This window comes from Paenibacillus physcomitrellae (genome assembly GCF_002240225.1).
In the GTDB taxonomy this organism is placed as follows: Bacteria; Bacillota; Bacilli; order Paenibacillales; family Paenibacillaceae; genus Fontibacillus; species Fontibacillus physcomitrellae.
The window spans coordinates 1,439,597-1,453,177 of record NZ_CP022584.1; the positions used below are offsets into that span (position 1 = coordinate 1,439,597).

The window sequence follows — 13,581 nt, forward strand, 5'->3', positions numbered from 1 at the left end:
AGAGCATGCAGGCCCTCGATGAAATCAGGTTAACTGTGAACCCAGTTAACGTTTAAACTACAACCGTTACCCCGATTTTTTTGCTCCCCAAATCGATAACTTCCATATCAGCCGCTTCGCCGAAGCTCACGTCCGTTACCAGAACATTCTCTTTCAATACGTCCATAAACGCCGTGATGGCCTGCTTCAGCTCGTCGTCCACATGCAGTGTCAGCGCCACACGTCTCTCGATCGGAAGATCCAGCTTCTTGCGTGTATCCTGAACGGCCCGAACCACCTCGCGGACCCAGCCTTCCTGTTCCAACTCAGGCGTAAGGTCGGTATTGAGGGCTACAGTGATGCCATAGCCGGAAGCGGAAGCAAAACCTTCTTTGGCTGTCTTCTCAATCAGCAGCTCCTCCGAAGTAATCTGCAGCTCTTCACCTTCAGGAGAAACAACCGCGAGTTTGCCTGTCTCTACGACCTGGCGGGTATCCGCCGGTGCCATGTTTTTCAGGAAGCCCTGCAGGAAACCGACATTTTTGCCATATTTCTTGCCAGCTACTTTCAGGTTCAGCTTCAGGGTGAAATCCACAACCCCGCTGTCGCTGTTCTCGATTTCGATCTTCTTGACGTTGATCTCTTCTTTGATGATCTCTTCATAGGAAGCTGCATCGAAATCAGTGCTGAGCGAAACGACCAAGCCGGAGAGCGGCTGGCGGGTTTTGAGACCTGTTTCGTTCCGGACGTTGCGGGCCAGCTCAACGATTTGACGCGCTGTTTCCATATCCTGCTCCAGCGTTTGATCGATCAAAGCTTCATCCGCCTTCGGATAATCGGCCAAATGCACACTTTCTCCGCCAGTCAGGTTCACGAAGATGTCCTCCGAAAGCATTGGTGTGTACGGAGCCATCAGCTTCGCCAAAGTCACCAGCACGCTGGTCAGCGTTTGGTAAGCGGACAGTTTGTCTTCGTTCAGACCTTCGCCCCAGAAACGGTCGCGGGAGCGGCGGATGTACCAGTTGCTCAGCTCATCGACAAACCCTTCAATCGCTTTAGCCGGATTCAGGAAGTCGTTGACAGCAAGTCCTTTATCCACCGTGCCGATCAAGGAGTTCAAACGGGACAAAATCCAGCGGTCCAGTTTGTTCTCGGATGGTCGGTAGGCGTGCTCTTCAGCCTGATAGCCATCGATGTTCGCATAAAGCGTCAGGAACGCATGCGTATTCACCAGCGTATCAATCACTTTGGATTTGGCCTCTCCTACAATGCCTTTGGAGAAACGTTTGCTGTTCCACGGCGCACTGTCGGACAGCAGCGCCCAACGGAAGGCGTCCGTGCCGTATTCATTGATGATGTCCCAAGGATCGATGACATTGCCTTTGGATTTGGACATCTTTTGTCCACCTTCATCCAGCACATGCCCTGTCGCGATAACGGCTTTGTACGCCGGTTTGCCCGTGTACAGCGTCGATACGGCAAGCAGGCTGTAGAACCAGCCGCGCGTTTGGTCAATGCCTTCGCAGATCATGTCGGCCGGATACTGCTCGCCAAAGGTCGCTTCATTTTCAAACGGATAATGCTGCTGGGCGAATGGCATCGAACCGCTGTCGAACCAGACGTCGATTACCTCCGGCGTTCTGTTCATCACGGCGCCTTCCTGGAACGGCGACTTCAGCTGAATGCCGTCCACATACGGCTTGTGCAGCTCAATGTCCTCCGGAATATCGCCTACCGCCCGGGATCTCAGATCCGCGATGCTTTTAGGCGCATATTCCTTGCCCGTCGCTTCGCAGACCCAAACGTTAAGCGGTGTTCCCCAATAGCGGTTCCGGCTGATGTTCCAATCCACCAAATCCTCAAGGAATTTGCCGAAACGGCCTTCGCGGATATGATCCGGATACCATTGAACGGTATTGTTGTTGGCGATCAGCTGATCTTTGACCGCTGTCGTTTGGATGAACCAGCTGTCCATCGCATAGTAGAGCAGCGGCGTTTTGCAGCGCCAGCAGAACGGATAGCTGTGCTCGTATTTTTCCTTACCGTACAGCAAGCCCTTCTCGGACAAAGCTTTAACGATATCTACGTCCAGCGTTTCGTCTTTCACGAACCGGCCGGCAAAATCACTCACCACGTCTGTGTAGCGGCCCTGCTGATCCACGACGTTGATAAACTCCACGCCGTTGTCGCGGCAGGTCTTATAGTCGTCTTCGCCGTGGGCAGGCGCGATATGAACAATCCCTGTACCGCTGGATTCCGTTACGAAAGAAGCGCCCAGAATTTTCAGGCCGTTCTCCGGATGGATATAGCCGAATGGGGCGTCATAGGATTGACCGACCAATTCAGAGCCTTTCAGGCTCGAAAGCACTTCATAGTCACCCTTCAGTACGTCTTCGGCCAAATTTTTAGCCACGATGTAAGTTTCACCGTTTTGGATGGCACGTACATATTCCAGATCCGGATTCACCGCAAGCGCAGAGTTCGCCGGCAAGGTCCAAGGCGTTGTCGTCCAGGCCAAAACATAATCGCCGCTGTTCTTCAGTTTGAATTTGGCTGTGGCACTAAGGTCCTTCACGTCTTCATAACCCTGTGCAACCTCATGGGAGCTGAGTGTCGTCTGACAGCTAGGGCAATACGGGCTGACGCGGTGACCGCGGTACAGCAGCCCTTTCTCATGAATCGTGCCGAGAATGTTCCACACGCTTTCAATATAGTTGTTATCCATCGTGATATAAGGGTGGTCCAGATCCGTCCAGTAAGCAATCGCTTCAGTCAGCTCTCTCCACTGCTTCTCATATTCAAACACGCTCGCCTTACATTTCTTGACGAACTCTTCGATGCCGTAATTCTCGATTTCCTGTTTGCCGGAAATACCCAGCTGCTTCTCTACGCCAAGCTCGACCGGAAGACCGTGTGTATCCCATCCGGCTTTGCGCACGACGCGGTAACCGTTCATCGTCTGGTAACGGCCGATAAAGTCTTTGATTACACGGCCCAGCACGTGCCCGATATGCGGTTTGCCGTTAGCAGTCGGCGGTCCTTCGTAGAAGACATAATTCGGACGGCCTTCCCGGTTTTGGATCGTTCTCTGGAACGTATTCTCCTGCTGCCATTTAGCGAGAATCCGCTGTTCGCGTGCCCGCGCTTTCTCTTTCACATCGACTTTTTGCACTTGAAAGACACCCTCTCATGAATAATTGAAAACAACAAAAAAAGCCCCCGCCCCAAAGGGACGAGAACTATGCTCGCGTTACCACCCTAATTCCATAATGCGGCTGATTCTTACCACGAAGAAATAAGCCCATTATGACTCTCATAGCCCGCATGACTTCCACACGGGGCCTGTGTAACGGTAGGCTGGCCGGTCAAGCTTACACATTCAAAGACGGAGGCCTAACAGGCCTATAACCCACACCATACCTTGAATTTTCAGCTTCACATCTCCGGGATGATATACCTTCTGCGTGCTGAACATCGGCTTTCAGCGGCATGCCGACTCTCTGGGGAACAACCCCGCAGCGTACGAATTCCCATCATCAATATTTCAATATAAGACTGACAATTAAATGTAATGTATATTGTATAACACTTACTTTAAATGTCAACCATTAAAAGCCCGTTTCAAGCAGTATCACCTGAAAAAGCAATTAATAAACTTCTCTTACTTCCCGCTCACGTTGTTGTTCCTTGTCCGAAGCGCGGTCCTCTAAAGACTCCCACCCTTCTTGACTTAACAATTCAAGCTGCGCTTCTACCAGTGTCCGGAAACGGGCACGATAAATGGAAGCCTGCTTCTTCAATTCTTCTACCTCCAAAGAAACGCGGCGAGATTTGGACAACGACTCATTGATGATCCGGTCGGCATTCTTCTCTGCTTCTTTGATGATCAATTGCGCTTCCTTCTTGGCATTGTTTCTGACTTCATCCGCAGCTTCCTGGGCTACGATGATCGTCTTGCTTAAAGTTTCTTCAATATTGGCAAAGTGATCCAGCTTCTCTTGCACAGCGAGCAGCTGATTCTGCAATTCCTTGTTCTCGCGAATCACGATCTCATAGTCTTTAATGACCTGATCAAGGAATTCGTTCACTTCATCTTCGTCATAACCGCGAAGTCTTCTAGAGAACTCCTTGTTATGTATGTCCAGCGGTGTTAATGGCATGGGAAGCACCTCCTGAATGATTTAAACCGTGAATATACACACGCTTATTCCTCTAAATATATGCATCGATAAGCGTTTAACGCTGAAAATCGGTACAGCCTGTATTCCTTCACAGATTGGGTAAATCAAACTATTCGACAAGAAATCTCGAACTCCTGCAAAGGATTTATACAAATTTCCCGATTTTCACCCGGTACCTTCCCTTTTTCGTCATGCCTTCAAGCTCCAGCACTTTAAACCGGCCAAACCCCTGCAGTGAAACAACATCCCCTGCTTTGAGCGGCTTCGAAGGGTCCTCTTCCGTCTTCCAGTTCACCCGGCAGCGCCCCGCCTTAATCGGCGCAAGGATCTTGCTGCGGCTAAGCCGGAAAACATCGCCGGCAATTCCGTCCAAACGCAAAGAAGCCACCGTAATGTCCAGCGGCTCCTGAACCGAATCAGCCATCTTAAGCTGTTCCAGCTCCAGAATGTCCGTTAATACGGACACACGGTGTACCTGCCGAAGGTGCAGATTAAGGAAGTCCGCGATGTCGGCCGTTACGATCACATGACAGCCGTCTTCCCGCACATGGAAGTCGCCAATCACATCGCGCTTGAGTCCAAGCCCCAGAATAGCTCCCATGTAATCCCCGTGATCCAGCTCGGCAAGCCGTTCATCTTCCGATGTAACGCTAATCACCTTCATGTCCATCGGCTCGCTGTTCAGATCCCGGTAATCAGGCGCAATCAATGCCCGCCGTCTCTCTGCCCCATCGTAACCTCCGTCAAGCCGAACAGCAACGTCCGGATGACGGTTGGCAAGACTCGTCAGAATAAGGCTTTGCCGGGGGTCAAGGAACCCGGTAAGCTTCACTTCATGATAGTCGCCGGCATTCACTACCCATTCCCATGCCCGGTCGATAAACGGTTTCTCTTCAGGCAGAAAATGCACATAAATATCGTCCGTTCTTGCCATTTCAATAGAACACCAGACTCAAAATATATTTCAGCCCCAATACCGCATATCGAAGCGCAATCAATGCAATAATCGGCGAAATATCAATCATCCCCATAATAGGCGGGATAAAACGTCTGAAGACGGAAAGATACGGCTCCACCAGCTTGCCCAGCCATTCGCCAACGAAGCTCTCGCGAACATTCGGCAGCCAGGACATGAGCACATAGATAATAATCATGAAGTAGTATATCGAACTTAAAATATCAATTATACTAAAGATCAATTCCACGGTCACCTCATTCTGTTGTAGTCTTGTTCCTCGGTCAAAATCTCCGTGATGGACCCTGTAATTTCAACGGTATCCGGCGTACACAGAAAAATGTTCTCGCCGATCTTGGAAATACCGCCATTAAGCGCATAAACGGTTCCGCTTAGAAAATCAATGATACGCATGCCCTGATCCTTGCGAACACGCTGCAGATTCACTACAACTGTGCGGTGTGACCGCAAATGATCGGCAATTTCCTGAGCTTCATCGTATGAGCGGGGCTCATTTAGAATAACTTTGACATTTTTCTGGGAATGAATGCTGACCACATTGCTCCCCCTCTGATTTTTACGTTGTTCAAAGCTTGGGGTTTCAATTTCCTGCTGTTCAGGCTCAAAAACTTTCTCGCGTTCTACGACTTCCTCTTCCTCCTGGAGCCCCAGAAAGTTCATAAATCGGTTCATCACGCTCATTTCGACTCCTCCTCTCCTTTCCCTACCAAAAGAGACCCCAGGCGCAGCCAGGTCGCGCCCTCTTGCACTGCGATTTCGAAATCGTTCGACATGCCCATGGATAATTCAGTCAGCGGTTCGCGGCTCACCTTCATTCCATTCAGCTTGTCCCTCAATTCCCGAAGCTCCCTGAAGACGGGCCGGGTATCCTCCGGCTGCGCTTCAAAGGGAGCCATCGTCATCAGGCCAACGACCTGCAAATGATGAAATGAGGCTAATCCCCTGATAAACTCCGGCGTTTCTTCAGGAGTTAAACCCGACTTACTCTCTTCGCCCGAAATGTTGACCTGCACAAACACTTTAACCGTAAACCCGGCGGCTGAACACCTCTTCTCCAGCTCTTCCGCCAAAGACATACGGTCCAAGGAATGGATATATTCGAATTTGGGGATGACATCCTTGACTTTCTTCGTTTGCAAATTCCCAATGAAATGCCAGGTTCCGCGTCCTTCGAGCGCCTCCCACTTGGGAGCGGCGTGTTCGATCCGGTTCTCCCCGATCTGATCCAAACCCGCCTCCAGAACAGCTGCTGTCTCTGCCATGGATACGTATTTGGTCACCGCCACAACCTTGACTTCTTCCCTCTTTCGTCCGCTTGCTTCGCAGGCGCGCTGAATCCGCGCTTCAACCTGCTCTATCCGTTCTTTGAGCGACAGAAGAGATCACCTCTCCTTCAGGCCGATAAAGCTGGCCATTCTCCCTGTCTTACCATTCTCTTTCCTGTGGGAAAAGAAATTCTCCACATGGGTGCTGGTGCACCAACTTGTACATTCGATATGACTCGGCATAATTCCTGCTTTTATCATAATTATTCGATTTAATTCTTTCAAGTTCAGCAGCCAGCGTCCGGCATTGGGGGATTCCTTGTAGGGAAGAACCGTCCCATCCGGGTTCGCATTTCCATTCTTCAACCGTTCAAGCAGCGGCCACACCCGCTGCATCACGTTGTCATCGACCTCATAAGCCGCCTCACCGATTGAGGGCCCAATTGCCGCCAGCAGCTGTTCGGGCTGCGTTCCGTAGGTCTCTTTCATATTCTCTACCACCTGCCCGGCAATTTCCGCCACCGTGCCCTTCCAGCCAGCATGAGCCAGCCCGACGGCCCGGTGTACCGGGTCGAAGAAATACAAGGGGACACAGTCCGCATAAAAAGAAGTCAGCAGGATGCCGGGAACATCCGTCACCAGGCCATCCGTCTCCTGGAACGCGCTCTCGCGGTCCAGTCTGCCTTTTCCACGGTCCCCCGCAGTGACGACAGCTACACGTGAACCGTGTGTCTGCTCACCGCAGGTCAAGGCCTCCGGTTCAAAGCCAAGCGCCTTGACAAGGCGCAGGCGGTTCTCCAGCACGGCTTCCGGCCGGTCCCCCACATGCAGCGCCAGATTCAAGCTGCTGTAGGGCGCCTGCGAAACCCCGCCGCTTCGTCCTGTGAACCCTGCCGCAAGCAGCGGTTCAGCCGCCGTCCATGTTTGGAGTTCCAAAATTTGTGGTTCTCCTTCTCTATACGTTGTCCCGATAAACGGTTCCATATGCTCACCTCGTCATAAAGCCTGCTTTACTTTCCGCAGCTGATGTTTGTGACCAGTGTATCATATTTCCGAAGAGCTTTTCCCGCGACATGACAAAAAACCTTTTAATAGTTCCGGCGATCCCCGCGCCCTTCTTTCATTTCCCGATATTCGCGGGCGTCCCGCTCCGCATAAGCCATCCGGTCCGCTTCAGACCCGCTCGGCGGGCTGGCTTTCGGCTCTTCCATTTTGACGAGGACGACGTCGGAGCCGATTTTGACGATATTTTTCCAAGGAATAATGAGATCGCTCCCCCCGCCGAACAGTCCCATAAATTTGCTGTAACCGGGAACGACGATCGCTTCAATCACCCCTCGGCCCAAATCAAGCTCCAAATCGCTGATCTGCCCCAGACGGCGTCCGTCCACAACATTAATAACATCTTTGGTTTGAAAATCGGAAATTTTCACTTGTATCCCCCGCTCTCCATCATCCTTTGCTTGGTCTAATATATGTGCGCATTGGACGATATAGCCGAAAAACTCAAGTCGCCAGAGAATAAAAGCCGGGACATTACCCGCCGCAGCGTGCCCCTAAGTGTGGTCTTAACATGGCTCTTAACGCGGCTCTTAGCCCTATCCTTTAGACAAACCTGCGCATAAAAAAAACGATCCAAAAAGGATCGTTTATGACTTCACATGTTTCTGCATTTGTACAATAGCGGATTTCTCTAAGCGGGAAACCTGGGCCTGGGAAATGCCGATTTCATCGGCGACCTCCATCTGTGTTTTGCCTTCAAAGAAACGCATAGACAAAATCATTTTCTCCCGTCTGCCCAATCTCTGCATCGCTTCGCGGAGCGCAATGCCTTCAATCCAGGAAACGTCCTTGTTCCGGTCATCACTGATTTGGTCCATGACATAAATCGGATCCCCGCCATCATTATAAATCGGTTCAAACAATGAGACAGGGTCCTGAATGGAATCAAGTGCAAAAACAACGTCTTCCTTGGGAAGACCAAGCGCTGCCGAAATTTCAAGCACAGTTGGTTCTCTTGAATTCTGATTCGTCAGGCTGTCACGCATTTGCAGCGCCTTGTAAGCAATGTCCCGCAGTGAACGGGATACCCGGATCGGATTGTTGTCCCGCAGATACCTGCGAATTTCACCGATGATCATCGGCACAGCATAAGTTGAGAATTTGACGTTCTGGGACAGATCGAAATTGTCTATTGCCTTCATGAGACCGATACATCCGACTTGAAACAAATCATCGACGAACTCGCCCCGGTTGTTAAAGCGCTGGATAACGCTGAGCACGAGCCGCAGATTTCCATTGACCAACTTTTCTCTTGCTGCTCGCACGTGGTCCTGCTGCAAAGACACAAATAGTTCACGCATTTCCGCATTCGTTAGCACTGGCAGTTTCGCGGTATCCACACCGCAAATCTCGACTTTGTTTCGAGCCATCGTGTCATAACCTCCCAAGGTGAAACATTAATGTTCATTATCTCCTTGGGCTGTCTTTTTATTCCTGAAAAAGTTTAAAGAAGGGGAAGCCTTCCCTCCTTGTACCTAAACCATTTTGTTAAACTCCTTGCGCAGCCGCTTGATGATCCGTTTCTCCAGGCGGGAGATGTAGGACTGTGAAATACCGAGCAGATCGGCCACATCCTTCTGCGTCTTCTCCTCCCCTCCCTGCAGGCCGAACCGGAGCTCCATGATCATTCTCTCCCTGTCGGACAGCTTATCCAGCGCTTTGTGCAGCAGCTTGCGGTCCACCTGCTCTTCGATGTTCCGGTAAATCGTATCATTCTCCGTACCCAGCACGTCGGACAGCAGCAGCTCATTGCCGTCCCAGTCAATGTTCAGCGGTTCGTCAAAGGAGACCTCGGTGCGGATTTTGTTATTACGGCGCAGATACATCAAAATTTCATTCTCAATACAACGCGAAGCGTATGTAGCGAGCTTGATCTTTTTCTCCGGGTCGAAGGTGTTAACCGCTTTGATCAGACCGATCGCCCCGATCGAAACCAGATCCTCGATATTAATGCCTGTATTCTCAAACTTTCTGGCAATATAAACGACAAGCCGCAGATTACGTTCAATCAGCATCGCCCGGATAGCCGTATCCCCGGAAGACAATTTCTGCAGTAAATATTCTTCTTCTTCACGGGTCAAAGGAGGCGGAAGCGCCTCACTGCCCCCAATATAATAGATCTCTTCGCTTTTGAGCCCGAACATAAACAGAAACCGATAATACTGAAGCTGCAGGCGCAGCTTTAATTTTACACCCATGCCTGTTTTCCTCCCAAGTTTGCATCATGTGGTCAACTGCTTTTCCGCTCTGCTTCAAGACCTGTCTGAGTAGACAATTCCTTAGCAAAAGAAACTTGTGAACCTTCCTGTTCTGTGCCCGGCTCTACGAGCGCAGGATGGATGATGGCCTGATATGCCCCTTCGGCTGACAACTTTCCTCCATCCAAACCGATCAGCACCCGGCGGGATACATGCATTTGTTCTCCGACTCTAATCCGGACTTCGTCCGGTTTCATAGCAAGCATAAATTGGGAGCTTTTGTTGATCCCCCGGTAAGGCACGAGGCGCAGACGATCTCTCCACGGGAACACGTCCATTTCCCCAAGCTCGAGCAGAAGGTTGTCCGCTTGACCTTGGGCGAGCTTCTCTTTCCAGCCGGAAGGCAGCACATCCTGCCAAAGCAGTGCTTCCATCACCATAACCGGCATACGGGTCAGCGGATCCGTCAGCTGGTTGCCGGTGTCGATAAGACCTTGACAATGAATCGAATGGCCTTCAATCAAAACCTCAACTTCACCGGTGTAGGCAGCCAATCTTTCCTGCCTTTGACGACTGTTCTGAACGGCTTTGAAGCCCAAGAGGACGACCGCAAACCCGACAAGCGAGAAGATGGAACCTACCTTAAGCCTGAAGCTCATCCCGCCCGATTGGGTAAACATGATTCCGTTCCACAGCTCACTGGAGCTCATCAGCAAATAATGAATGCCCAGGATGCCGCCGGCGGCAACGAAATTCACCACATAAAAGGCTCCCAGATTGCGCATATAATTCTGCAAGCTGCCAAATCCGAAAGCCAGCCACAACATCACAACAGAGAATAGAAATTTAGTGAGGAACGTATACATAAATGACAGCTGAGGTAAAAACATCATCAAACAGTAAAGCGCCCCTACGACGGCCGATAAACTGACTCGCCAGATCTTCGGCTTCTGCTTGCGCATCCAGGCAGTAGTCAGCAGCAGCGCACCATCGATAAGCAGATTGGTCAAAAAAATCAAATCGATATAAACTACCATCTATTCACCTGCCCATATTCCCTGCAACTAGGTGCGCACGGCAGTTCAACATCAATGGAGCCGGCAGGGATGTGTTTAAGTATAAAGAGATTCTGACAGGAAGTCTGTCAAACATTGAAGGCGAACAGCAGACTTTTTTTGTCGGACGATTTGGAATTGTGGAGGGGACAAGCAGGGGAAAATAAAAAGCCGAACCCCGGAGATCCAAGGTTCGACTTTAATGAAAACTAGTAATGAGAGCTTATTCGTTATTGTTGCGGCGGTTGCGAAGGAAGGTAGGAATGTCGAGCTGATCCGGTGTAGCTTGGTTGCCGAAAGGACGCAACGAAGAATTCCGGTTGTCCACCTGCTCACTTACACCTGCTGCCGGTTTGCGTGACGGAATAGCTGCGTTAGACTTATTCTCAAAGCCTGTTGCAATGACCGTAACTTTAATTTCTTCCTTCAGGTCTTCGTCGATGATGGCACCAAAAATCATATTCACTTCCGGATCGGATGCTGAGATTACGATTTCCGCAGCTTCATTGACTTCATACAGCGACAAGTTGGAGCCGCCGGTAATGTTCATGATAACGCCGCGTGCGCCTTCGATAGAAGTTTCGAGCAGCGGGCTCATGATCGCTTTGCGTGCCGCTTCAGCTGCACGGTTCTCGCCTGTAGCGAGACCAATCCCCATCAGGGCAGAACCGCGTTCGGTCATAATCGTCTTGACGTCTGCAAAGTCAAGGTTGATCAAGCCCGGTACGGCGATCAGATCGGAAATCCCCTGCACAGCTTGACGAAGAACGTTATCCGCTTCACGGAACGCTTCCAGCATTGGAGTTTTCTTGTCCACGATCTCCAGCAGGCGGTCATTCGGGATTACGATCAAGGTATCGACTTTCTCCTTCAAGCCTTCAATACCCAGCTCGGCTTGAGAAGAACGTTTGCGGCCTTCAAAAGTAAACGGACGAGTCACGACGCCTACAGTGAGCGCTCCGCATTCTTTGGCAATCTCAGCGATGACAGGAGCCGCACCGGTTCCGGTTCCGCCGCCCATGCCTGCAGTTACAAACACCATGTCCGCGCCTTTCAGCGTATTCGCGATCAGTTCGCGAGATTCCTCTGCAGCCTTCTTGCCGACATCAGGATTAGCGCCCGCGCCAAGGCCGCGAGTCAGCTTATCGCCGATTTGCAGCTTGTGTTCGGATTTAGCCAGATGCAGCGCCTGAGCATCCGTGTTCACCGTAATGAATTCGACGCCTTGAACGCCGTTTTCAATCATCCGGTTGACCGCGTTACTGCCACCTCCGCCCACGCCAATCACTTTAATTTTTGCTAAACTTTCCATTTCGAAATCAAATTCCAACATACTCTTCCAATCCCCCTCGTGTGTGCCTGGACGGCCCGTCCATCGTTAAGACGCTGTCACTATATAAATTCACTGAAAATATTCTTGATTCGTTCCACAAATCCCGTCTTGCGCGGATTCTCCGGGGAAGGGGCAGGTTTGCTCCGATTCGCCGGCTTCTTGGGAGCACTCGCTGCAGCTGTCGTGCTGCGTACCCGCAGGCCGCGAATCACATTGTGCAAAATCCCTACGCCGCTTGTGAAGCCCGGGTCCCTTACGCCGATGTAATCAGGCACCGCAATGCGTACCGAGGTCGCCAGCTCCTGCTGCGCCACCTCAAGAAGTCCCGGCATGGATACCGTTCCCCCCGTAAGGATATAACCTCCCGGAAGTTCGGTATAACCAAGACGTTTCACTTCCTGGCGGATAAGCTGGAAAATCTCCTGAACACGCGGCTCCGCAATGGCTGCCAGATCCTCCTGGGTAAACTCCTTATCGACATTGCTTCCGATCCGGGTTACTTTGAAGGTTACATCCGGAGCAGCAGCTTCAATCCAAGCACAGCCGTATTTAAGCTTCACTTTCTCCGCTTGATCGGTCAACGTTCTAAGGCCATAGGCGATATCGTTGGTAATAAACTCGCCGCCGATCGGCAGTGTGGATGTTGCGGCAATTGTGCCGTTTTCAAAAACGGCAATGGTGGTAGCGCCTGCGCCGATATCAACCAGAACCGACCCCATTGTTTTCTCGTCTTTGGAAAGAGCCAATTGGCCGGCACCCAAGGAGAGAAGAACCAAATCCTTAATTTTGAGCCCCGCTTTTTCTACACAACGCAAAAGGTTATGTATTGCTGTCTTGGATCCGGTAATAATCGTCGCTTCCACTTCCAAGCGAACCCCAATCATCCCTCTCGGGTCCTGAATTTCCTCCAGGCCATCCACTACATACTGCTTGGCCACTACATCGATAATTTCGCGTTCCGGCGGAACAGCAATCACTTCGGATGCTTTCAGGACGCGTTCGATATCTTCTTCACCGATTTCGCGATCCTCATTCGAAACGGCCACAACTCCGTGACTCGTCTGAAGTCCGATATGATTCCCGGAAATGCCAACATAAACTTCGGATATTTGAATACCCACCATACGTTCTGCATGATCTATAGCATTTTTGATAGACTGCACAGTTTGGTCAATATCAACAATCGCGCCCTTGCGAATGCCTTCCGAGTCGGCAGATCCAACTCCAATAATATTAAAGGTTCCGTTGCTTACTTCCCCGATAATAGCCCGAACTTTGGATGTACCGATGTCCAAACTAACAATGATGTCATTGTTGCTCAAGTCCTTGGCACCTCCTGTAATCAGTAATAATAATTGTTTATGAGTACATATACTAAACTATAATATTCAACGTCACTAACCCGTTCCCTCTTTTTTCTACATTTTTTTTACCATCAAAGGCATGCCAATTTCAACCAACTAAAGCGAGTTGGCCGCTTTGGGCAGTTAAAAGAGAGGTAGACTGGCAGATAGTCCATAAAATGTATTCTA

13 protein-coding genes are annotated in these 13,581 nt (G+C 50.6%); all 13 read right to left on the reverse strand.

Annotated features, from left to right (window positions below; genetic code table 11):
- Nucleotides 1–52: 52 nt before the first annotated feature.
- Nucleotides 53–3,151, reverse strand: a complete 3,099-nt coding sequence (ileS, locus tag CBE73_RS06640) for an isoleucine--tRNA ligase (RefSeq protein WP_094093559.1) — start codon at nucleotides 3,149–3,151, stop codon at nucleotides 53–55.
- Between the two features lie 475 nt (nucleotides 3,152–3,626).
- Nucleotides 3,627–4,139, reverse strand: coding sequence for a DivIVA domain-containing protein (locus tag CBE73_RS06645; protein WP_094093560.1), 513 nt, complete (start codon nucleotides 4,137–4,139; stop codon nucleotides 3,627–3,629).
- Between the two features lie 166 nt (nucleotides 4,140–4,305).
- Nucleotides 4,306–5,094 carry a YlmH family RNA-binding protein gene (locus tag CBE73_RS06650; RefSeq protein ID WP_094093561.1) on the reverse strand — a complete coding sequence of 263 codons (789 nt, stop codon included), beginning with the start codon at nucleotides 5,092–5,094 and terminating at the stop codon, nucleotides 4,306–4,308.
- 1 nt (nucleotide 5,095) lies between these two features.
- Nucleotides 5,096–5,365 carry a YggT family protein gene (locus CBE73_RS06655; protein WP_373286337.1) on the reverse strand — a complete coding sequence of 90 codons (270 nt, stop codon included), beginning with the start codon at nucleotides 5,363–5,365 and terminating at the stop codon, nucleotides 5,096–5,098.
- Nucleotides 5,366–5,367: 2 nt separating this feature from the next.
- On the reverse strand, nucleotides 5,368–5,817 hold the full coding sequence (locus CBE73_RS06660) for a cell division protein SepF (protein ID WP_094093563.1): 450 nt from the start codon (nucleotides 5,815–5,817) through the stop codon (nucleotides 5,368–5,370).
- Nucleotides 5,814–6,512, reverse strand: a complete 699-nt coding sequence (locus CBE73_RS06665; RefSeq protein ID WP_094093564.1) for a YggS family pyridoxal phosphate-dependent enzyme — start codon at nucleotides 6,510–6,512, stop codon at nucleotides 5,814–5,816. Before CBE73_RS06665 ends, CBE73_RS06660 begins: the two co-directional genes overlap by 4 nt.
- 6 nt (nucleotides 6,513–6,518) lie before the next feature.
- Nucleotides 6,519–7,385: a peptidoglycan editing factor PgeF gene (gene pgeF, locus CBE73_RS06670; RefSeq protein ID WP_094093565.1), complete on the reverse strand. Its 867-nt coding sequence runs from the start codon at nucleotides 7,383–7,385 to the stop codon at nucleotides 6,519–6,521.
- A gap of 104 nt (nucleotides 7,386–7,489) precedes the next feature.
- A complete protein-coding gene (locus CBE73_RS06675; protein ID WP_094093566.1) occupies nucleotides 7,490–7,834 on the reverse strand; it encodes a YlmC/YmxH family sporulation protein in 345 nt (114 codons plus the stop codon).
- Between the two features lie 216 nt (nucleotides 7,835–8,050).
- Nucleotides 8,051–8,833, reverse strand: a complete 783-nt coding sequence (gene sigG / locus CBE73_RS06680; protein ID WP_094093567.1) for an RNA polymerase sporulation sigma factor SigG — start codon at nucleotides 8,831–8,833, stop codon at nucleotides 8,051–8,053.
- Between the two features lie 105 nt (nucleotides 8,834–8,938).
- The gene (gene sigE / locus CBE73_RS06685) at nucleotides 8,939–9,661 is read right to left on the reverse strand and encodes an RNA polymerase sporulation sigma factor SigE (protein WP_068696417.1); all 723 of its coding nucleotides are present in this window, start codon (nucleotides 9,659–9,661) and stop codon (nucleotides 8,939–8,941) included.
- Between the two features lie 32 nt (nucleotides 9,662–9,693).
- Nucleotides 9,694–10,698 (reverse strand): sigma-E processing peptidase SpoIIGA, encoded by a 1,005-nt coding sequence (gene spoIIGA / locus CBE73_RS06690; RefSeq protein WP_094093568.1) that lies wholly within the window; start codon nucleotides 10,696–10,698, stop codon nucleotides 9,694–9,696.
- Between the two features lie 241 nt (nucleotides 10,699–10,939).
- Nucleotides 10,940–12,049: a cell division protein FtsZ gene (gene ftsZ / locus CBE73_RS06695; protein ID WP_094093569.1), complete on the reverse strand. Its 1,110-nt coding sequence runs from the start codon at nucleotides 12,047–12,049 to the stop codon at nucleotides 10,940–10,942.
- A gap of 59 nt (nucleotides 12,050–12,108) precedes the next feature.
- Nucleotides 12,109–13,371: a cell division protein FtsA gene (gene ftsA / locus CBE73_RS06700; RefSeq protein ID WP_094093570.1), complete on the reverse strand. Its 1,263-nt coding sequence runs from the start codon at nucleotides 13,369–13,371 to the stop codon at nucleotides 12,109–12,111.
- Nucleotides 13,372–13,581 lie beyond the last annotated feature (210 nt).